Source organism: Chlamydiota bacterium (genome assembly GCA_016178055.1).
GTDB lineage: Bacteria > Auribacterota > JACPWU01 > JACPWU01 > JACPWU01 > JACOUC01.
Window position 1 is genome coordinate 1 of sequence record JACOUC010000034.1, and the last position, 20,010, is coordinate 20,010.

At 40.6% G+C, this 20,010-nt stretch carries 17 protein-coding genes; 4 read left to right on the forward strand and 13 right to left on the reverse strand.

What is annotated here, in order from left to right:
• Positions 1-151: 151 nt before the first annotated feature.
• The 4 genes from HYS07_04090 to HYS07_04105 all read right to left on the reverse strand — a co-directional run bounded on the left by HYS07_04090 (position 152) and on the right by HYS07_04105 (position 4,303).
• The gene (locus HYS07_04090) at positions 152-898 is read right to left on the reverse strand and encodes an MBL fold metallo-hydrolase (protein ID MBI1870356.1); all 747 of its coding nucleotides are present in this window, start codon (positions 896-898) and stop codon (positions 152-154) included.
• A 173-nt stretch (positions 899-1,071) separates the two neighbouring features.
• The gene (locus HYS07_04095; protein ID MBI1870357.1) at positions 1,072-2,121 is read right to left on the reverse strand and encodes a glycoside hydrolase family 3 protein; all 1,050 of its coding nucleotides are present in this window, start codon (positions 2,119-2,121) and stop codon (positions 1,072-1,074) included.
• A 12-nt stretch (positions 2,122-2,133) separates the two neighbouring features.
• The gene (locus HYS07_04100) at positions 2,134-2,529 is read right to left on the reverse strand and encodes a hypothetical protein (protein ID MBI1870358.1); all 396 of its coding nucleotides are present in this window, start codon (positions 2,527-2,529) and stop codon (positions 2,134-2,136) included.
• A gap of 217 nt (positions 2,530-2,746) precedes the next feature.
• Positions 2,747-4,303 carry a tetratricopeptide repeat protein gene (locus HYS07_04105; GenBank protein ID MBI1870359.1) on the reverse strand — a complete coding sequence of 519 codons (1,557 nt, stop codon included), beginning with the start codon at positions 4,301-4,303 and terminating at the stop codon, positions 2,747-2,749.
• A 206-nt stretch (positions 4,304-4,509) separates the two neighbouring features.
• On the opposite strand from HYS07_04105, the gene HYS07_04110 reads away from it, so the two are divergent.
• Together HYS07_04110 and HYS07_04115 are read left to right on the forward strand one after the other, a co-directional pair.
• Positions 4,510-5,010 (forward strand): STAS domain-containing protein, encoded by a 501-nt coding sequence (locus tag HYS07_04110; GenBank protein MBI1870360.1) that lies wholly within the window; start codon positions 4,510-4,512, stop codon positions 5,008-5,010.
• Between the two features lie 42 nt (positions 5,011-5,052).
• Entirely contained in the window at positions 5,053-6,477 is a 1,425-nt protein-coding gene (locus tag HYS07_04115) for a SpoIIE family protein phosphatase (protein ID MBI1870361.1), read from the forward strand.
• Between the two features lie 73 nt (positions 6,478-6,550).
• Here the strand turns inward: HYS07_04115 and HYS07_04120 are convergent, their stop codons facing one another.
• The 7 genes from HYS07_04120 to amrB form a co-directional block, all read right to left on the reverse strand.
• The gene (locus HYS07_04120) at positions 6,551-8,773 is read right to left on the reverse strand and encodes a ComEC/Rec2 family competence protein (GenBank protein MBI1870362.1); all 2,223 of its coding nucleotides are present in this window, start codon (positions 8,771-8,773) and stop codon (positions 6,551-6,553) included.
• Between the two features lie 2 nt (positions 8,774-8,775).
• On the reverse strand, positions 8,776-9,399 hold the full coding sequence (locus HYS07_04125) for a hypothetical protein (protein ID MBI1870363.1): 624 nt from the start codon (positions 9,397-9,399) through the stop codon (positions 8,776-8,778).
• A complete protein-coding gene (locus HYS07_04130; protein MBI1870364.1) occupies positions 9,396-9,983 on the reverse strand; it encodes a helix-hairpin-helix domain-containing protein in 588 nt (195 codons plus the stop codon). The genes HYS07_04125 and HYS07_04130 overlap by 4 nt, the downstream gene beginning before the upstream one ends.
• A 161-nt stretch (positions 9,984-10,144) precedes the next feature.
• Positions 10,145-12,631: a leucine--tRNA ligase gene (locus tag HYS07_04135; protein ID MBI1870365.1), complete on the reverse strand. Its 2,487-nt coding sequence runs from the start codon at positions 12,629-12,631 to the stop codon at positions 10,145-10,147.
• Between the two features lie 54 nt (positions 12,632-12,685).
• Positions 12,686-13,336, reverse strand: coding sequence for a nucleotidyl transferase AbiEii/AbiGii toxin family protein (locus HYS07_04140; GenBank protein ID MBI1870366.1), 651 nt, complete (start codon positions 13,334-13,336; stop codon positions 12,686-12,688).
• Entirely contained in the window at positions 13,333-13,734 is a 402-nt protein-coding gene (locus tag HYS07_04145) for a hypothetical protein (protein ID MBI1870367.1), read from the reverse strand. The genes HYS07_04140 and HYS07_04145 overlap by 4 nt, the downstream gene beginning before the upstream one ends.
• A gap of 151 nt (positions 13,735-13,885) precedes the next feature.
• The gene (gene amrB / locus HYS07_04150) at positions 13,886-15,325 is read right to left on the reverse strand and encodes an AmmeMemoRadiSam system protein B (GenBank protein ID MBI1870368.1); all 1,440 of its coding nucleotides are present in this window, start codon (positions 15,323-15,325) and stop codon (positions 13,886-13,888) included.
• Positions 15,326-15,678: 353 nt separating this feature from the next.
• Here amrB and HYS07_04155 point away from each other — a divergent pair, with 353 nt between their 5' ends.
• Entirely contained in the window at positions 15,679-16,284 is a 606-nt protein-coding gene (locus HYS07_04155) for an HAD family phosphatase (GenBank protein MBI1870369.1), read from the forward strand.
• Between the two features lie 77 nt (positions 16,285-16,361).
• On the opposite strand, the gene HYS07_04160 is transcribed toward HYS07_04155, so the two are convergent.
• The gene (locus tag HYS07_04160) at positions 16,362-16,592 is read right to left on the reverse strand and encodes a hypothetical protein (GenBank protein MBI1870370.1); all 231 of its coding nucleotides are present in this window, start codon (positions 16,590-16,592) and stop codon (positions 16,362-16,364) included.
• Between the two features lie 263 nt (positions 16,593-16,855).
• Between HYS07_04160 and HYS07_04165 the strand changes: the two genes are divergently transcribed.
• Entirely contained in the window at positions 16,856-19,624 is a 2,769-nt protein-coding gene (locus tag HYS07_04165; protein MBI1870371.1) for a hypothetical protein, read from the forward strand.
• A gap of 168 nt (positions 19,625-19,792) precedes the next feature.
• On the opposite strand, the gene HYS07_04170 is transcribed toward HYS07_04165, so the two are convergent.
• Positions 19,793-19,960: a hypothetical protein gene (locus HYS07_04170; GenBank protein ID MBI1870372.1), complete on the reverse strand. Its 168-nt coding sequence runs from the start codon at positions 19,958-19,960 to the stop codon at positions 19,793-19,795.
• Positions 19,961-20,010 lie beyond the last annotated feature (50 nt).

The window sequence follows — 20,010 nt, forward strand, 5'->3', positions numbered from 1 at the left end:
CGTCAATCTCCTTCCCTCTGGCTTCACTCGGTTCGTTGCCTCTCCAAGTGCAGAGTTCAGTTCTGAGTCGGTGGTTAGCCTTTACTCAGGCTCCTTATTTCGGCTTGCTTTTGTTGGCTTGCTTGGCGCACTGAACCTTAGACTTTGAACTTTAAACTGTTGTTTTCATCCCATCATATCCCAACAGCACATTTCCTTTATAGAGTTTTTCGACCTCTTTTAAAACATTAACCTTGTCACAAGGGGGATAAAAATGAATGAGGATTAATTTCCCTGGATTGGATAAAGCAGCCATTTGAGCAACACCTCGAGGGGTCAAATGTCCTTTTACTTTTTTTGAATCTGGGAATGAACATTCAAGCAAAAAAACATCCGTTCCTTTGGCCCATTGAGCCAATGTTTCAGAAAAATCAGTATCCCCTGAAAAGACAATAGATTTTTGATCCTCTTCAAATCGATAAGCAGCACTTTCAAAAATATGATTTGTTTTAGAACTACAGACACGAACTTTCCTCACACGAAAAATATGTTCATGCACCTCAAGAACTTCAAGAGGAAATTTGGGAGTCAGCCAACCCCGATACGTTTTTGAAAGTTCCAAAAAAAACTTTTTAAAACCTCTCCCGCCCACGATCATTAATTTCTTTTTTCGTGAAGGAAACCCATATTTACTGGCAAAGAGAAAAGGGACAAGATCCGTGACGTGATCGGGATGAATGTGAGTATAAAAAATGGCATCAATGTCATTGAGCAAAAACCCTGATTTTACAATACGCGTCAAAGTACCAGGCCCGCTATCAATCAAAAAAAGAGACTGTTTCGTCTTAAGAAGAAATCCTGGCGAACCTCTTTCTAAACGAATAACCCCTGTTCCGGATCCCAAAATAATGAGTTCCATATAACGACCTTCTTCCGCTCAATAAATGATTGCATAGTGATCATTATGGATTTTAGTCCATCTCAGTGGATAAAAAAAGAGTCCACAGTCGACAGTCAATGGTCGACAGTTTTAAAGGAATTATTTATTTTCTATGGACTGTTGACCGTGGACTGTGGACTTGTTTTTCATTGTTATTTTCTTTCTACTCTTAATTTTTCCAACACTGATTTTATTCTTAAAGAACTTTGTCTTAAATTTTCCTCTTTTAATCTTCCGCTTTGATAAGCCCGTGAAAGGGCCTCATAGCCTCGCTCAATCAAATCCGAATGATGCCCAATGATTACCAAATCGTGTCCTGCCTCAATGGCCCCAACCACAGACTCTTCTAAAGAGAACCGCCGAGTCATCGCCCCCATTTCCAAATCGTCTGAAATAATCACATTGTGGAATGCATATTTTTCTCTTAAAAAATCATGAACTATTTTTTTGGAAAGGGTTACTGGATAATCGGAATCCCAATGAAGACAATGAAGATGAGTCGTCATGATAAAAGCAACATCGTTTTTAATCGCTCTTCTAAAGGGTTTAAGATGGACTTGTTCCATTTCATCCAGTGAGAAATGGATCAAAGGCAGATCATCATGGGGGTCAAGGGTCGCTCCCCCAAGACCCGGGAAATGCTTGGCTGTCGCCGCAAGACCTTTGCCTTGCATTCCTCGAATCAAGGCGCCTCCTAATTTCGAAACAAGAGCAGGGTCCTCCCCCAAAAAACGTAAATTTGATACGGAAGACGAAGCTGGAGTTAAAACATCCACCATGGGAGCAAAATTAACATCCACTCCTAAAGAAATGAGCTCTTGAGCCATGACCTGACCCTGCTGATAAGCCCCATTTACACCTTGTGTTCTTCCCAAATCTAGATTTCCAGGAAAATGAGTGACATGTAAATGAGCTTGGGGTTCTTCTTCCGAAAATCGATGAACAACACCCCCTTCATGATCAATGACAAAAAAAACATCACCCAAAACTTCTCTTAAGTCAGAGATGAATTTTTTGAGTTGACGAAGGGAGACAATATTTCTAGAAAAAAGAATAATACCGGCAGGGCAAATTTTCTTTAAGAAAATTTCTAGACCTGAATCAAGGGATGTCCCTTGAATTCCGATCACAAGATGACGACCCACAAAAGCATTTTGGATTGCAGATTGTGGATTACGGATTGAGCAATCTAAGCGCTTCATAAAATCTGAAGACTATGGGTTAGTTGAGGGCTCATGATCTTTTTTATCCTTGGGCTCTTCTCTTTCTTCCATCTTTTCTTCTTCAATCACTTCCCACCTGACCAATGCATCTCCCTCAAAAAATAGATACCGTCCCTTAGAAACATATTTATAATCGATAGGAACATCTGGAAACCGTCCATAATAAGCCCAACGTTCAATAGAAGCTCCCCAACGGGTTTCTCCCATTGGCTTCTTTTCATCAGGAACTCCCCAACCATTCAAAACTTCATCCTTCGTCATCCCCTGATTAAGAGAAGGACCTCCTCCCACAATGGTTTCTAAAGAAGCTTTCTTCGTTGGATCTTCAAAATCGCTACACCCCATCAGCATGACTGACAAAATAAAACCTACCATAAGAAATTTCATAACTCCCCCTTTCTGCATTGTTGTTATCATAGCCGTTTGTCCACTCATATGCATGAAAATGAGAGGCACGGGTTCGCTGTAATAAATTTAAAATCCGAAAACCAAAATGAAAAATGACATACCAAAATCCAAAATTTCTAATGCTGTTGCAAGGAAGACATTTTAAGTTTTACGTTGTCATTTTGATCTTTGATGTTTGATTTTTAGATTCTCATAGCTATCTACGCGATTTCACCTTTTCCAATGCCCGTTTAATTCTATCTCTATCCAAAACACTGATTTTTTGTTGAAGAGCCTTCTCGTAATATCCTTCAGCTCTTTTACGATCTTTGAGATCATTCTGGCAAACCATTCCCATCGCTTCATAAATCAGAGGATTTTCGGGATCTAAATCTAAGGCCTTTTGAAATTCTTTGAGGGATTCCTCATATTGATTGCTGCGAACCAGTGCCTGACCCAGATGGAAATAAAAGAGACTCTTTAATGCATCACGATCCAAGGCATTTTGAAACCAGCCAATGGCACTTTTCCAATCCCCCTTTTTCATAAAGACCATGCCCATTTCATCCATAATCCCTGCATCTGAGGAGCTTTGAGAATAGGCCTTATTAAGGTAACTCAAGGCATCCTCCAAATTACCCATTTGAAAATAAGAAAGACCCAATTTCCTAAAAAATTTCTGATAACCTGGATTAACCTTCACCCCTTTTTCATAGGCAATCACCGCTGCCAAAAAATCCTTATTCTCAAAATAGGCATTCCCCAAATTGTAATAAAGCGATGCATTTTTTGGGTCAAGTTCAATGGCCTGCCGATGAATCGCAATCGCTTCATCGATCTTCCCTAACCGACGTAAAACAAGCGCTGAACTATTTAAACCCCATATATTCTTAGGATTAATCGTGCAAACCTTTTTAAAATAAAGAAGCGCTTTTTCATAATCACGTTTCTTAAAATAAACCATTCCAAGCGCATTTAAGATAACCTCGTCGGCTGGATTTTTCTCCAAATAATGTTCATAATCCTGAATCGCCTCTTCCAATTTTCCACTCATTTCTTCAATCATTCCCAATCGCTTCAGCGCCTGTAAATTTGCTGGCTCTCTTTCCAAAACTCTGCGATAAGAAGCTCTCGCTTGATCAAAATTCTTTAAGTGAAAAGAATATTCCGCCATCGAAAAATCAATAATGGTAGGATCGACCCCCTTACGAGAAGCGGCTTGAATCAACTTAAGGGCTTGATTCCAATGCTGAAGCTCTTGATAGGTAAAGGTCAGACTCAAATAAATCTGTGGATGATTCGGATGATGACTGAGCGCTTGTTTAAAACTCTTCAAGGCCCCTTTAAAATCTCTTCCTTTAAGGGCAAACTCTCCCTCAGCCCATTCAACCTGCCAATTTTCAGGCTTAATCTGTTTCGCTTTTTCAATATAGGCAAGACCTTTTTTAGCAAAACCGCGTCTTATGAAGGATACCCCTATCCAGGCATGAGCCCCTAGATGATCGGGTTTAATGCGCAAAACTTCCCAAAAAAGTTCCATCGCCTTTTCATAATCCCCTTTAGAAAAATAAATTTTTCCTAAAGAAAAATAGGCCTTCTCATCATTAGGATTTTCTTGAATAATCTTCGTATAGAGCTGAGTAGCCTTTTCCCATTGACCCTCTCTAAAAAAGGTCCTCGCTTGCGAGAAATCATTGGACGAAACTTCTTCAGCTGAAAGCTGGCCGATCAGAGCTAAACATGCTAGAGTAGTTAATAGGGTTTGTTTCATCATCGTTGCCCTGGGCTTTCAGGCACACCTCGTAGATGAAAATAGTTTACAGTCCACAGTCGACAGTTTTAAAGGAGGTATTTATTTCTACGGACTGTGGACCGTTGACGATGGACTCATTTTCATGGTTGTTCATTTTTGTGTTCAATTATTAATATAAATATCTTATGATGTCTTGATCGTAAACGCCAGTAGGAAACGACATCCTTATGGAAACCAGTATTATTGAAGTAGGGACCACGCATGAGAAAGCCTTTGTTAAAGTCAGAGGTCGTGGCGATTTTCTCAACAGTCAAGTCCTCAAAGACTTTATGAATACCATGGTTGAAAAGGGAGTTACAGATTTTCTCATCGACCTAAAAGAATGTAAAACGATGGATAGCACTTTTATGGGAGTTCTTGCTGGAACAGCCCTTCAACTCAAAAACAAATATCAAAAGAAACTCACCCTCTTTAATGTTGAAGAACATAATCTGCAACTATTGACGACCCTTGGAATCCATATTTTTCTTAACATTGTCACCGATCCTTTCTCGACGTCAACTTCTCTTAACCCCCTTCCCGCCTCCTCTTCGTCCAAGAAAGAACGAGCCGAGGAAATGTTGAATGCCCACACCGTTCTTATGGAAATTTCAGAAGAAAATAAAATAAGATTTAAAGATGTCTATGAATATTTAAAGGAAGAAATCAGAAAAAGCAGTAAGGGGTAAAGTTCTTTCTTTAAGGAGATCTAACCTCACATTCTAAACGCTATGCTACCTCTTCTTTTGGTTGCTCTACTGGTCACCCTATTTTCCTATTATCGATCTAGACTTGTCTTAAACCAATTAAAAACATCTTACCAAACCCTTTCTCAGGAAAAAGAAGCCGTTCTCACTTTTATTCGTGAAATCGGGGAGGCCCTGACTTCTGCCCATGAACTGGACGAGCTCTTTCACCCTATTATTACCTGCGCAAAGAGACTTCTCAATGCCTCATCAGGCGCCATCTTCCTCTTAGAAGAAGACCACACGCACCTCAAAGCAAAAAGGGTCGATGGACTTTTTCCTCCCATTTTTGAATCCATTCCAACAGACGCTCTTACTAAACTGGCCACCAAGGCCAAGTATCTCCAAGACCTTATTATGAAAATCCGAATTCCCCTCGGCGAGGGAATCGTAGGAAGGGTCGCACAAGAAAGAGCTCCCATTCTCATTGAAAATGGAATGGATGACCCCCGCATTTCACAACCCCCGATCGATTTCCTCAAAGTAAAAACGCTGATGGCAGTCCCTCTCATTTTTAAAGATGAAATGATCGGCGTCATGATGACCATCAACAAAGAAGATGAAAAAAATTTTAATGAAAATGATCTTTCTCTCCTCGAAGCCATTTCAGATCAAGTGGCTTTGTCTATTCATAACGCAAAACTTTACCGGACCATTGCAGAAAAAGAAAGATTAGACAAAGAACTTAAGACTGCGACTCAAGTTCAACATCTTCTCTTACCCACCCTCTTTCCAAAAATATCTGGATTTGATTTTGCAGGCGTGAGCCGCCCCGCTCGAGAAATTGGAGGAGATTACTACGATTTTTTCCCGGTGGGAGAGGGAAAATATGGCATTGTGATTGCGGATGTTTCAGGAAAAGGTATTCCCGCCGCCCTTATTATGACCATGGCCCGAAGCATCCTACGAAGCGTCGCCCCAGGAGAAAATTCACCCCGTCATGTTCTGGCTGAGCTTAATCGGCTTTTATTTTTAGACATGCAGCATGATATGTTTATCAGCCTTGCCTATCTTGTACTCGATGAAGTCAATCGGAAATTAACCCTCACCCGGGCAGGGCATGAACCCATCATTTTATTTGATCAGAAAGATAATCGAGTGAAACTTCTAAGGCCTCAGGGAATTGTTTTAGGGATAGACGAAGGGCCTTTATTCACTTCCACTTTAGAGGAAGTGGTCTTATTTTTAAACAGTGGAGACGTCCTCGCTCTTTACACGGATGGAATCACAGAGGCCCATGATGCCTCTGGACAGGAATTTGGTTACGAGGCACTGACCGACGTGATCCACCATTCTTCTTCTCTTTCTGCACAAGAGATTGCAGAAAATATCTTAGGTCGAGTCGCACGTTTCACCGGTGGTATTTCTCAAAGAGATGATATGACCTTTTCAATCGTGAAAGTGCTTTAAACGGGTTACCAGTCACCCGTTACCCGTCTCCAGTATAAGAAATGTCACTTATTGACAGACGACTATTTTTTCATCATTGTACGATAAAAAGAGATTTTCCATCCGTTTCTAAGATGAGGGGTTCCCCTTTAGAAATAGAATAGCTTGAAATACCTCTCTCTCTAAGCGCCTCCATCAGGTCCTTATCAAGAGACTCGTCATAGACAACAGCCAAAATTTTTCCTCGATCTAATATTTTTAAAAAAGATTCTAAATCATAAGGGCCATCCGAAAGAATCAAAACCCCTTTCCCTTCAGGTCTTTCGAAAAAGGATTGAAGCACCTCTTTTGTATTAATCCACTGAAACCAAATATCATGGAATTCAAACTCATCAAGGTTTTTCTTATCCGGAAATAAATTTTTTACCTCTTTTATATTTTCTTCGACTTCCTCCATTGAAGGATTAAGTTTTGCCTGAGGAAAGGCTTGTAAAAAGGTCTCTGAATGAGGCCAAAACTCCTGATTAAAAAAAATATTTTGTATATCTCTCGTTTTAAAAATGAAGGGCAGCCTCCCTACCCATTCTACTTTGCCTTGATCTTTTTGATCAGAGGAGGATAGGGAGTCTTTAATCCATAAAGCTCCACTTCCATTGGGCCACTGAATCATTTGGGCCTTGAAGTCATTTCGATTGACCAACTGCAATCTTAAACATTTTTTATCAGGAACCTGAAAAAGGAAGGCAACAAGGGATAAAGCCACAAGTAAAAAATAAAAAAATTTGATTTTGCCTTGAGCCTTTAAAAAACCTAAAGCGATCACTCCATAATAAAAAAGAAACCAGAGTTTAGAAGGTTGATGGATAAAAAAACAAGCCCCTGGAATTCTTGAAAGAAAATCCATGAGGAAAATCAAAATATTTAAAAGAATTCCATTCACACTATTCAAAGAGAGACTTACCCCAGGAATAAATCCTAAAAGGCATGAGGCAAAACCTAGATTCATCGACAATCCCACCCAAGGAACGACCAGGAGATTGGCCAGAATAGTCACTGGAGAAAAAATTTGAAAATGATAGGCTACCACCGGTAACACTCCCAGCCAAACCGCGAGAGATCCACTCACAATTTTTAAAACCCAATGCCGGCTCTTCGCAAAAAATCTTTCCTTTTTTGAGGGAAGTAAATGAATAGCTTGAATCGGAAGCCCTCCTAGAAATTCCAAATCCTTCTCTAATCTAGGCGTTAAAAAAATAAGAGCACCCATGCAAAGAAAAGACAGTTGAAACCCCTGATCAAAAATCGAAAGAGGATGAAGAATCAAAATGAAGAGAAGAGAAGCGCCCAAGCTATTGGCTAAATCATTCTTTTTTCTAAAAAGATGACCCGCTAAAAAAAATGTAGCCATGATGACAGACCGAAAAACGGGATAAGAGAGCCCTGTCATTACCGCATAAATCCAAATAACGATCAGAGTGATCCCCATCACCCAACGTTTTGAAAATGAAAAAAGGCCCAACACAAACATTACGGCCATTAAGATCACACCCAAATGCAATCCCGAAATGGATAAAATATGAACCGTATTGGTATAAAGAAAAGAGGCCTTCACAAAAAAATCTAAATCTTCTCGATCCCCCAAAACCATCGCCCGAAGCAAATTTTGGGAAAGGGGGGCTTCATCCAACCCTAAAGAAAGTTTCTCGCTACACCAAAATTTAATGCAATTCAAAAATCGTTCCCATAAAGAAGGCCCAAGACCCGAAAAGGGCTCAAGATTCCCATCCAAAACCATTGCAATTTCTTGGGTCCTGAGCCACATGGAAAAACTTTCAGTCCCGTTGGGAAATAAGAGCGGCAACCCTATTAATTTTCCAACTACATGAACACCCGCCCCATTTTCAAATTTAAGGAAATCCTTTCCTTTTTCCTTCACCAAAACTTTCCCTTGTGCTTTTAACCACTGGCCCTTTGCCGCTTGAATCTCACTAGCTTTCACAATCCATTGAACTTTTTCTGAAATTTTTATCTGACCCAAAACCTTCCCATGAAGGGAGATTTCCTGATTCAGTGAATCAAATTGGTCCACACGCTGAGAGGATGGTGTCACCGAAGAATCGTAAAGAAAAAAACCTAAGAGAAAGAATAGAAGATAGACCTGAAAGGTTTTTGAAGAACTCTTTTGAAGCAAAAAGAATAATGGAAAAGCCAGAAGCCCTATGACCCACAGAATCCAGGAAAATCCGAGTGGAACAAAAGAAGCACTAAAAATACCCGCGGCTAAAAAAATCGACAAAGCAAAAAGCGGACGCTTCATTTCTATTTTCCATAATCAACCAATTTTACGCTTACCCCCTGCATTCGAATCTTGACCAGATGAAGGATGGGAACTTCATCACTCAACCAAGCAAGAACAACCCGATCATTGTAAACTCCTTTATAACGCTTACATTCAAAATGTTTTTGATCCATGGTAACGGCTCCTTCTCCAATCAGGTTAAAGTTGATTTGAAAAAACTCGTCCATCTCTGTTTGATCAGGAAAAATTTCTTTAACTCGATCCCCCTCGTGAATCCGCAGAGAAACAACCTGTCCCTTCTTCACATCAATCACCTCTTCAGAATCTGAAACAACCTTCATTTTCTTACCCTTAAAACTCTTAAGGCCTAAAGTGATTTTTCCATCCCCTTTTGCAATGACAGAAGTCTTCGTCAAAAGACCATCACTCGATTTCATGAGAATCCATTGACCCACCTTTACATCCTGATAAAAATCGGAGATTTTTAAAGCCTCTACAGAACTCACCATGACAGAAGACAGAAGACAGAAGACAGAAAACAGAAAACAGAAGACAGAAAACAAACTCTTCTTATTCTGTCCTCTGACTTCTGTTTTCTGACTTCCGTCCTCCACCCTCTGTCCTCTGTCCTCTGTCTTCTTCATTGCACATAAACCTTGTCTTTAATCGCCTCAAATTTCTTTTTCCCAATTCCAGGAACCTTTAAAAGATCCTCCACCTGAAGAAAAGGATGCTCGGTTCGATAATCAATAATTCGGGAAGCCAGGGCAGGCCCAATTCCTGGGAGCTCGTTTAAAGCCGCCTCATCCGCAGTCCTAATATTTACCTTGAGTCCAGAAGATGGCGAAGAAGTTGAAACTTCTGAATGAGCCATCTTTTCTTGTGAAGAAACAATTTGAGGGACCACCAGTGTCTCGCCATCTTTGACAAACTCAGCCAAAGGAAGTGAAAACAAATCTGCATCCTCTTTGGGATGAGCCTGCTCAATCGCTTCCGTCACACGCGTTCCCAGCGCCACATGAAAAACACCAGGATTTTCAACCTGTCCTTTTATAAAAACTAAAATCTCTCTTCTCTCACTTTTAACCTCAACCTGTTTCGGTTTTTTATCAAAATGAAGAAGATCAATCCCCCCCACACGCTTTAAAATCAACAAACCCATCCCCAACCCAAAAATCGCCACCAAGGAAAATAAAAGAGTCTGCTCCTGACGAGTTAAATTCAGCATGGTTAGTCTACCATCAGTTACTCATTGAATTTTTTAGGCTGCTCAAAAAGGTCCCAGAGCGAAGAGCGCATGCAAGCGACCGAGGAGGCGTACTCTTTTCGGTACGCCGACAAGGAAGCGCAGCATGCAACGCAGAAAATGGCCTTTTTCAGCAGCCTATCTTACACAATCACATTAACCAGTTTTCTGGGCACATGCACAAATCGCTTCACAGGACCCGGCCCAATCAATTTTTTAAGCTTCTCATCCTCAAGAATTTTTGCTTCCAACTCGGCTTGTCCCAAGGAAACGTGAACCTGAAACCGACCCCTCACCTTGCCATTGATTTGAACAACCATTTCAACGGTCTCTTCCTTAAGAGCTTGATCATCCCAATGAGGCCAGGGTAATTTCCCAACAGTTCCCTTTTCGCCTAATATTTCCCACAACTCTTCACAAATGTGGGGACAAAAAGGTGTGAGCAAAATCACCACCGTCTTAACAGCCTCAAAAGAAAGACCTTTCGAGCTTTCTTGCGGATTTTGCTGGGCATCAAAAAGGTAAATTTCATTCACCAACTCCATAATAGAGCTGATGGCCGTATTAAAATGATACGAATCCTCGATATCCTCAGAAACTTTTTTAATCGTCTGATGTATTTTTCGATAAAGCTTCTTTTCAGATTCATTCATTTGATCGAGAGAAGGAGGAAGAGGCATTTTAACATTTTCTTCTATTAATTCACTCGCCTTACTCCATACCCTCTTCAAAAATCGGAAAGATCCTTCCACCCCCGCTTCATTCCAATCTAAATCCTTCTCAGGAGGAGCCGCAAACAGGCTAAAAAGCCGTGCCGTATCCGCTCCATATTGGGAAATTAATTCATCGGGATCAACAACATTCCCTTTAGACTTGGACATCTTGGCCCCATCTTTAATCACCATGCCTTGCGTCAACAATCTTTGAAAGGGTTCATCCGCATGTAAAAATCCTAAATCTCTTAAAACTTTCGAAAAGAATCTGGAATAAAGCAAATGTAAAACAGCATGCTCAATCCCTCCAATATATTGATCCACAGGGAGCCAGTAATCTACTTTCGAAATGTCCAGCGGATCCAAAGCATCAGGGCAGGTATATCGTGCAAAATACCAGGAGGATTCGACAAAGGTATCCATGGTATCCGTTTCCCGTCTTGCCGGTTGATGGCATTTAGGGCAAGGGGTATTCACAAAAGAAAAATGTTCAGCCAAAGGCGAGGCCCCTTTCCCTGTAAATTTGACATCCTTGGGCAAAAGAACCGGCAAATCCTTTTCAGGAAGGGGAACCGTACCGCAGCTCGAGCAATGCACCATCGGAATCGGAGAACCCCAATAACGCTGCCTGGAAATCCCCCAATCCCGCAATTTATAATGGATAGACCTTTTTCCTACTTTCTTTTCTTCGAGAAAATCGGCGATTTTCTCAAGTGCTTCGTCATTCATCATCCCATCAAAAGCTCCTGAATGAATCTGAACGCCCTCACTCACGTAAGCCTCTGTCATCATTTCAGAATTGAGCGCCTGCCCTTGGGGTTGAATCACCACCTTAATCGAAATCCGATATTTTTTTGCAAATTCGAAATCCCTTTGATCATGAGCGGGAACCGCCATCACAGCCCCTGTTCCATATTCCATCAAAACAAAATTGGCCACATAAATCGGAATTTTTTCTTGTGTCAAAGGATGAAGACAATATGCCCCCGTGAAAAAACCTTCCTTTTCGCTGGTTTCATCCATACGATCCCGTCGATCTTGTTTCCTCAACCGCTCAATTTGACTTCGCACCTCACCTTCTTGAGCCTTCCCTTTAATGAGCTCTAATACGAGGGGATGTTCAGGGGCCATACTCATAAAAGTGACCCCATAAACCGTATCGATCCGCGTTGTAAAAATCTTAAGCGATTCTTTTTTCCCCTCAATGGGAAACGCCACTTCAACCCCAATCGATTTTCCAATCCAATTTTTTTGCATCGTCAAAACACGTTCCGGCCAACCTCCTCGTAAAGATTCGAGTCCCTTTAATAATTCATCCGCATAAGCCGTAATCTTAAAAAACCATTGTTCCAATTCTTTCTGAACCACTTCATTTTCACAGCGCCAACACTGCCCGTCGACGACTTGTTCATTCGCCAAAACAGTTTCACAATCAGGACACCAATTCACAAAAGATTTTCTTTTATAGACAAGACCCTTTTCATACATTCTCACAAATAATTTTTGTTCTAATCCGTAATACTCCTCATTGCAAGTCGCAATCTCCCGTGACCAGTCATAAGAAAGCCCCATTTTCTTTAACTGGGTTTTCATAAAAGCAATATTGTCGTAAGTCCATTCGGAGGGATGCACATTGTGTTTAATCGCGGCATTCTCGGCCGGAAGGCCAAAGGAATCCCACCCCATCGGATGAAGGACATTAAATCCCTTCATCCTTTTATAGCGGGCAATCACATCGCCAATGGCATAATTACGCACATGCCCCATATGAATGCGACCGGAAGGGTAAGGGAACATGACGAGGCAATAAAATTTCGGACGCTGGGATTTTTCAGAAACATGGAAAGACTGATTCTCTTCCCAAAATTTCTGCCACTTGGATTCAATCGTTTTAAAGTCGTAATAAGTTTTAGACATAACGAGGAATAATATAACGGATTAGAGAATGTAATGAAATGGAAAAGCTAATATTTAAGTTGAATTTTTAGGTTTAAGACTGTCTATAATCTCTTCTCTTAAATGCATGAAGAACTTCTTCAATTCGCTTAATTCTAAAGGTTTCAACATGCGTGGGAGCACGGTGATATTTTCTACATCTTTAACAATTCTCGCCCAGTGAAAGGGTTCAAGCCCTCCGTCTTTTTGCATGCCCAATTTAAGAAGCTCTAAAATATTGTATGAGAGGTGAGATTTTAAAAAATACAGATCAACATAGTCTTTTGGTTCGAAGCGTCCGTAAAGCGCGGTGACTTTGTTAACCGCAATATTTTTGGGATTGTCCACCATAAATGATTGATGCAGTTGCGGTGTTCCCACTCTAAAATCAATATCTTTGACCAAATCCACTTGTAAATCATTATTGAGGAGAAAGCGTCTGTAAGTAGGAGAGCCTCTTTCTTTCACCGGATTTAGTCCAGAGTTTTTCCATGCATCTACTGCAATTCTTTCAATGTCGTCTATCTCAATTGAGTGTGTAAAAAGATCTAGATCATCTGAGAATCGGTGCATCAGATAAAATGCTGAGAGGGCTGTTCCTCCTGTCAGATAGAAATGTTTTTTCAGTTCTGAAACAGAGAAAAAAGCCTTAAGGGCCTTTTGTTGTAACTCCGTTAAAACATTCATGGAGGAGTCCCCCATCGTTCCAGTGCATAACGCCAGTGTTCTTTTATTTTTGAAGGAAGTCGTAGCAAGGGAAAATCGTAAGCAATTTGTTCGAGGGTTAAGTAAGACTCTACTTCGCTCCATTTCCCATGTTCAATGATCTTTCCAACAAGCCAGAGACGGTTCTTTTGGGGCCCTCGCAGGATTTCCACGATTTCTCCATGGGTTAAATCATATTCCCATAGAAATGAAGGCTTTTCGCTCTTGTTTAAGCGATATTCATGTTTTTTAAAAAATTCCCAAATAGACGCGCGTACCAGGGTAGAGAAGTTGCGAATATAAGGATGAGCCTTGAGAAAATGGTTCATTTCCTTTTCTTCTTGCTGGGTCAAACGAACGGTTTTGAGCTCTTGTTTCATACACAATATTGTAATACAAAATATTACTTTTTCAAAACAATAACCCGGGCTGCGATTACTCACAGTTTAGTTTCCATTCGCCCTTGAGGGGAAATGGCCCCTAAACTGTTGCCCTCCTGTCCTAAAGATCTAACATACAAAAATCATTCCTTTATCTCTTCATCAAAAGAGGAGCATTCTCACCAAATCTAAATACCTCAAAAATCGAAATAATCGATCCTTCCTTCCACGCATCCATTTCCAAACCTGCCTTTAGACACGCATGAGTTAAAAAGGTTTCCTTATCCCAGCCTTGCTCAAGCGCCACCTGAGGTAAAAAAAGTCCGGAATGATTCTCCTTTCGAATTAAAATGCCATGCTTCCCCAATTCAATCGAATCGGTAGAAGAAATTTGAACAAGATCTGTTAAAATTGAAATTTCAATCGCTGTTTTATCTAATTCTTCCTGTTGAAGAGGTGGAAATCTCGAGTCTCGAAAAGCTGCAGAAAGCGTCATTTCCTTGATCATTTCCAAAAGCGTCTTATCTTGAGAAAGAGACCCAACACATCCCCTTAATTCATTTCTTTTCTTTAAGGTCACGAAAAGAGATTTTTTTTCTAAAAATTTCGAACTCAAATGCTCCGGCGGTGCTGGTGATTTTTTCTCAAAATAGGCCTCAAGGGTTTTTCTTGACCATTCGCACAGGGCCTTTCTTTCTATTTCATCCAGAAAAGCCTCTTCCATCTCTTTAAACCATTCCTCCCCTTCCATCGCCCCTTTCATGATCGCCATCGAAACATATCCCACAACTCGACTCCAGTCCTCAGTCACATCTCCGGAATTAGCCGAGGCCAACGTTTTTGCCTTCGTTGCCCCCAATTCCCTTGATGCAATTAGGGTTGTTAAAACAGGCCCAAATCCACAAAGCTCGGAGCGTTCTTGATGGGCCGCATCCATATAAAGCCGTCCTGGGTCCATGCTTTCAATATCTTGAATTGCTATTTTGTCCATTTTTAGGGCTTCTTCGTATGAGTGATAATGAGAAAGATCCGTCGAAGCGATGAGCAGTATTTTTTTCTCTTTTCTTTTTTTAATCGCCTTCACAACCGCACGGGCCAAACGTTCGCACGTCTTCCACTGATAATCTGCCATTACAATCGGCACCATTTTCACTTGAGGACTGACCACCTGAAGGAAAGGAACATGAACCTCTAGAGAATGTTCTTTTAAATGGGCCTTTTCATTAAAAACAGCCCCGCTGTCACGCGATAAAATATCTTCAGCCAACTCTTCATCCACTTCTAAAACTCCCAAGGGTGTCTTAAATCCACCCTTGGCATAAACAGAGGTCCCTTGAAAACCTTCGACTTTGTGATTGGGCCCAATGATAATGACCGCATCCAACTTTAGAGATTGCAAAAGGTGATATCCACAAGCCGCAATTTGCCCCGAATAAGGAAAACCCGCGTGAGGAAGGATAAGACCCACTAATTCTCCATGAAGAGCAATACCTGCAGCCTTTTCTAAAAAAGATAAAATATCCGCTCTTAATTGAGCCAAAGAGTTTGGATAAAATAAACCCGCCACCGCAGGCTCTCGAATTGAACTCATGAAACATTGCTCCTTTTATATTTTCATCTCTATCAGAGTGAATTCTCATTAGCGATGTTCAGCCATGAAAATTCAAAAATCAAAAATCAAAATGACATATCAAAATTTAAAAATAAATTGCCGCTAAAATTTTTGGAGTGCTTTTACATTTTGATTTTTGATTTGTCATTTTGCATTTTGCATTTTGATTTTTGAATTTATTACAACAATGGTTAATTTTTAACCCCTCGCTTAATCCAAAGAGAATGATGCAACTACGAAACTTTAACCACGCACAATTATATACCAAAACTACTCTCCCCAACTTGATTTATTGATTTCAGCAATCTATTTTATTACCATCGCTCTTAAATATGAAAACCATTAAAGCGATTCTCTTCGACATTGGAAATGTCATTCTATTCTTTGACAACCATCGGGTCTCACGGCAACTTTCAGAAAAAACGGGCAAAACAGAATCCAAACTCTTCAAACTCGTCTTTGACCTTTATACAGAATTGGAATTGGACCTTGGGAAAACCCCTCCTGAGAAATTTTTGGGACTCATTCAAAAAGAAATGGATTTAAAATTAGACATCGCTGAACTCAAATTTATTTTCTCCAATATTTTTCAGGAAAACGAACGCGTTTCAAATTTAATCAAACTTCTCAAATGGAAGATATCGATTTTGGCGGTTTCAAATACCAACGAAAGTCATTTCGAATTTATCCGAGGAAATTTTCCTATTCTTCATTGGATTGACAGAATCATTCCATCCTGCGAAATGGGGGTCAAAAAACCCCATCCAGGCATTTACTTTGAAGCCCTGAAATACGCCCGAGCAAAACCTGAGGAATGTATTTTCATCGATGATCAGGAAAAGAACATCATCCCCGCCCATCTTCTTGGTTTTAAAACTCACCTTTATAAAAGCTACGAAGGACTTGTGGAATTCTTAAGCAAGCTGAAAATAATATAAAAACTAAATTGCGATCACCCAAGAGAAACTCGAGAGTGATCGCAATCAGAGTGAATCAGAGAACTAACACCCTTCATTTACCAGCAAGGATATCCGTCATCATAGTAATAATAATGAGTATAAGGATCATAAGAACTATGGACATAATAAACTGGACGGCCATAGTAATAGGAGCGATAGGCTGGATAATAGCCATAGTTACATGATCTTGAATAATAATATCGCCCATAATAATGAGCATCTGCCGTCTTGAGACCCAAGCTCCCTAAAGTCAATAGGGCAACCAATACCACCATCAGTTTTTTCATAATTTTCTCCCTTTGTCTTTTAAATTGACCGCCAAAAACAACATGCGTACTCCATTTGACTTAGTATTTTAGCAAGATCTATGCCAAAAATTTTAATCGTATTTTCCATCTCAGAAAATTCGAAATGATCCGAAATGAAGCATATACGCTATTTTCTAAGCCTTTTTAATTAAAATCCTTGATTTTTAATTTTTTTTTTGACATTTTATTGAGTTTACGGGTCTATCATCAGGTTGTAATCATAAAAAGGAGGGCTTAATTCAATGAACAAATTTATGGTGAAATTTTTTGCGATTTTCTCATTTTTTATCCTAACATCATTCTTACACGCGGATGATACAGCGATTCTTCATACCTCATCTGGAAGCACCACATACAACGGACCTTATAACTGGGGATGTTGGTCTAGCGGTTACCCTATCTTACAATCCGACGGAAGCTACCAATATGTCTATGACAATACTTCCTCTTCTTGTACAGATGGTTATGGTGGAAGTGCTTTTGTGCTTAATACTCCCCTCACGGTTTCAGATTCCATCCATTCTATTAAGATCAAAGTCAAAAAAATGAGCTCTTACAGTGCCCCTTCAAAAATCAAAATCGAATTTAAAAACTCTGATGCCAGTGTTGTGACAGCCATTTATGTCGATCAATTCGGAGACGGATCCAGTTATTATACTTATGAAGCGACTTTTACCTTTTCAGGAGATTCCATCAGTGAAGTCGTGGTTGTTGCAGATCAAAAGGAGAAAGCCGGTTTTCAATTCTTGGATGCCTATTTATCGACCGACTGCCTTAGCTCAGCCACTTTGCCCGCTGTTTCTAGCGGTCCAGCCCTTTCTGACGACCAGTTACTTGATAAAATCGAATCTCAGAGCGCCCTTTATGCTTACGAACAAACGCTAGGAAGCGATGGTTTTGTCAAAGACTCAGTAAATAACAGCTCTTTTACCTCCATTGCCGCAACAGGATTTGGACTCGTTAATCTCGTAGTTCTTGCCGAGCACTACAATGCCAGTGACTCCAACTGGAATAAGGTCACTTTTGATAACGCAAAAGCCCGTGCTCAAACTATCTTGAATAAGATCTATGATATTCAAACCAAACAATCCAGTGATCCTGTGAAGTATGGAAAATTTGGACTCTTGTATCATTTTTTAAATCCCGACGGAACGGCTTACTCAGGAAGCGAAGTCTCTACAGTGGATAACGCCATTCTTGAGCTTGGAGTGATTACGGCAGGGGCTTACTTCGGTGGAGATGTGAAAACCAAGGCGGACAGCATCCGAGCCAAAATGGATTATTCTACCTTTTTTCAATTATTCACAGAAGCTGACGGAGTAACACAAAATTATTATTGGAATATGGCTTATTATCCGAGCACCAGCACCTATTCTACTTACAAATGGGATCGATATACCCATGAACTCTTTATGATTACCCTGTGCGGTTTAATACAATCCCCAGGAAATCAAAGTTATATTAATAATTTCTATGATGTTTCCAGAACAAGTTATCGGACCTATAACTCGTCTTCTGGAGCAAGTTATTCTCTCTACAATTCTTACTTTGGTTCCGGGTTTACTTACTTCTTTGCCAGTCCATGGGTCGATTTTGCTCGATTGGGCGTTGATCGCCCGGATTTAGCGGGTCTTTCTTATAGTCAAGTCAACTGGAATCAAAATTCAAAAACGGCAATTGAATCCAATCGTCAATATTGCATCGACTTACACAGTCAATGCGGCGGATATGAAAATTTATTTTCAGATATAAGTTGGGGTTTGTCTTCAGCTGAAAGACCTGATGGAAGTTATGAAGGCCTTTTGGGAGCCCCTCCTCAAGAGGGATCCACTTACAATGATGCCTGCGCAACTTATACCGCTCAGTGCTCCATTCCTTTATTTAAAGATGAAGATGGTGGAGTGTTAAGCAATAACAAGGGCTTTCAGGTTCTTCGATATTTTTATGACAATCTATACACTTATCTTTTTGGCACTTATGGAACCTATTCGACCTTTGACATCAACATGCAATTTAGCACCAATTCATTGGGGATTGAAAACCTCGTCTCTTCAGCTTTAATGGATACCTATCAATCGAGCCTGCTTCAAGATACTTTCATGAACGATGCCACAGTCATTCCAGCTATTAATTCCCTCTTCGGAAATCCTCCCGCCTTCGATAGTTCGATTCCAAGCACTTTACAAGTGACGATGGGAAGTACTGTTTCTCAAGCCATTACGGTTACAGATCAAGATGGGGTAGACACAATCAATCTGAGCATTGAAAGTTCTCCCTCGTGGGCGGCAGTCAATCCAACTTCAGCACAAGGCACACTCAATTCAACCTTGACTTTAACGCCTACTTATTCAAATACAGGCTACACAGATTCCCAATTGCCAGTCACAGTGACTCTGACCCTAAAAGCAGATGACACTTATCGCCCTACGGAAAAGCAGATTGCAGTTACCATTAATAAACCTACATCGACGAACGCGCTTAAGAATGGTGACTTTTCAACAGGTAACACTTCTTATTGGACCAATTATGGAGGAACCATCGCTTACAATGGAAGCAATCCTTATGTTGCTCTAAAGAGCTATTCCAATTATCTCTACCAAGATGTAACCATACCCACTGGGACCACAAGCGTAATGCTACAGGCTTCAGCCCGCTACATTGCTAGCGGTTCTGCAACGAGCGGGAAACCTTATATTTACGCCTATGTGATGGATAGTAATAATAAAATTCTCCAATATCTATCAACAGGAACGTCCGGAAGTTCAACCAGTTGGACAACCATTTCCTTAACTTCGTCGGTCAGCTCTTCCGGCAAAAAGTTGAGGGTGTTCTTAAAGAGCAGCAACATCAATGGATCCGTTGGGACTAACGAGGCTGATTTTGACGATGCGGTAGCGACATTCACCGTCCCCGCGTCCATCAAAAAGGCCGCGGCTAATGCTCTGGTAAAAAAAACTTTGCTGAAGAAGTCATCGGCTCAAACTCGTAAAACAACCCTGAAAAAGAAATAGCTTACCCGTTGGGTATGAAGCTTATGAGGGGTTAAAATATGAGGGACACACGTTGATTCCAGCACTAAAAAAGATGCATGGGTATATAGCAAGTAGTTTGTCTATCTATAGGTCATTGACCCTGAAAATGACCTATAGACAAGACGAGATATTCTATTGAATAAAAATTTAACCCTGAAACCGAAATTGGCGCGTGAACTCAAGAGCAAGAGCTTGAGGCAGATTGGCCTGAAGACAAGGTCCCCGAAGGGGGAAACTTAAGACATACTTTTTAAAGTCTGTCGCTTCATAAGGAAAAGAAACATCTACTAGCGCAGTCGGCCCTTTGTCTGCCATTAAGGCAGCGGGCCTCCTTTGCTGGCATTTCTGAATGCAAAGGTGCCCAA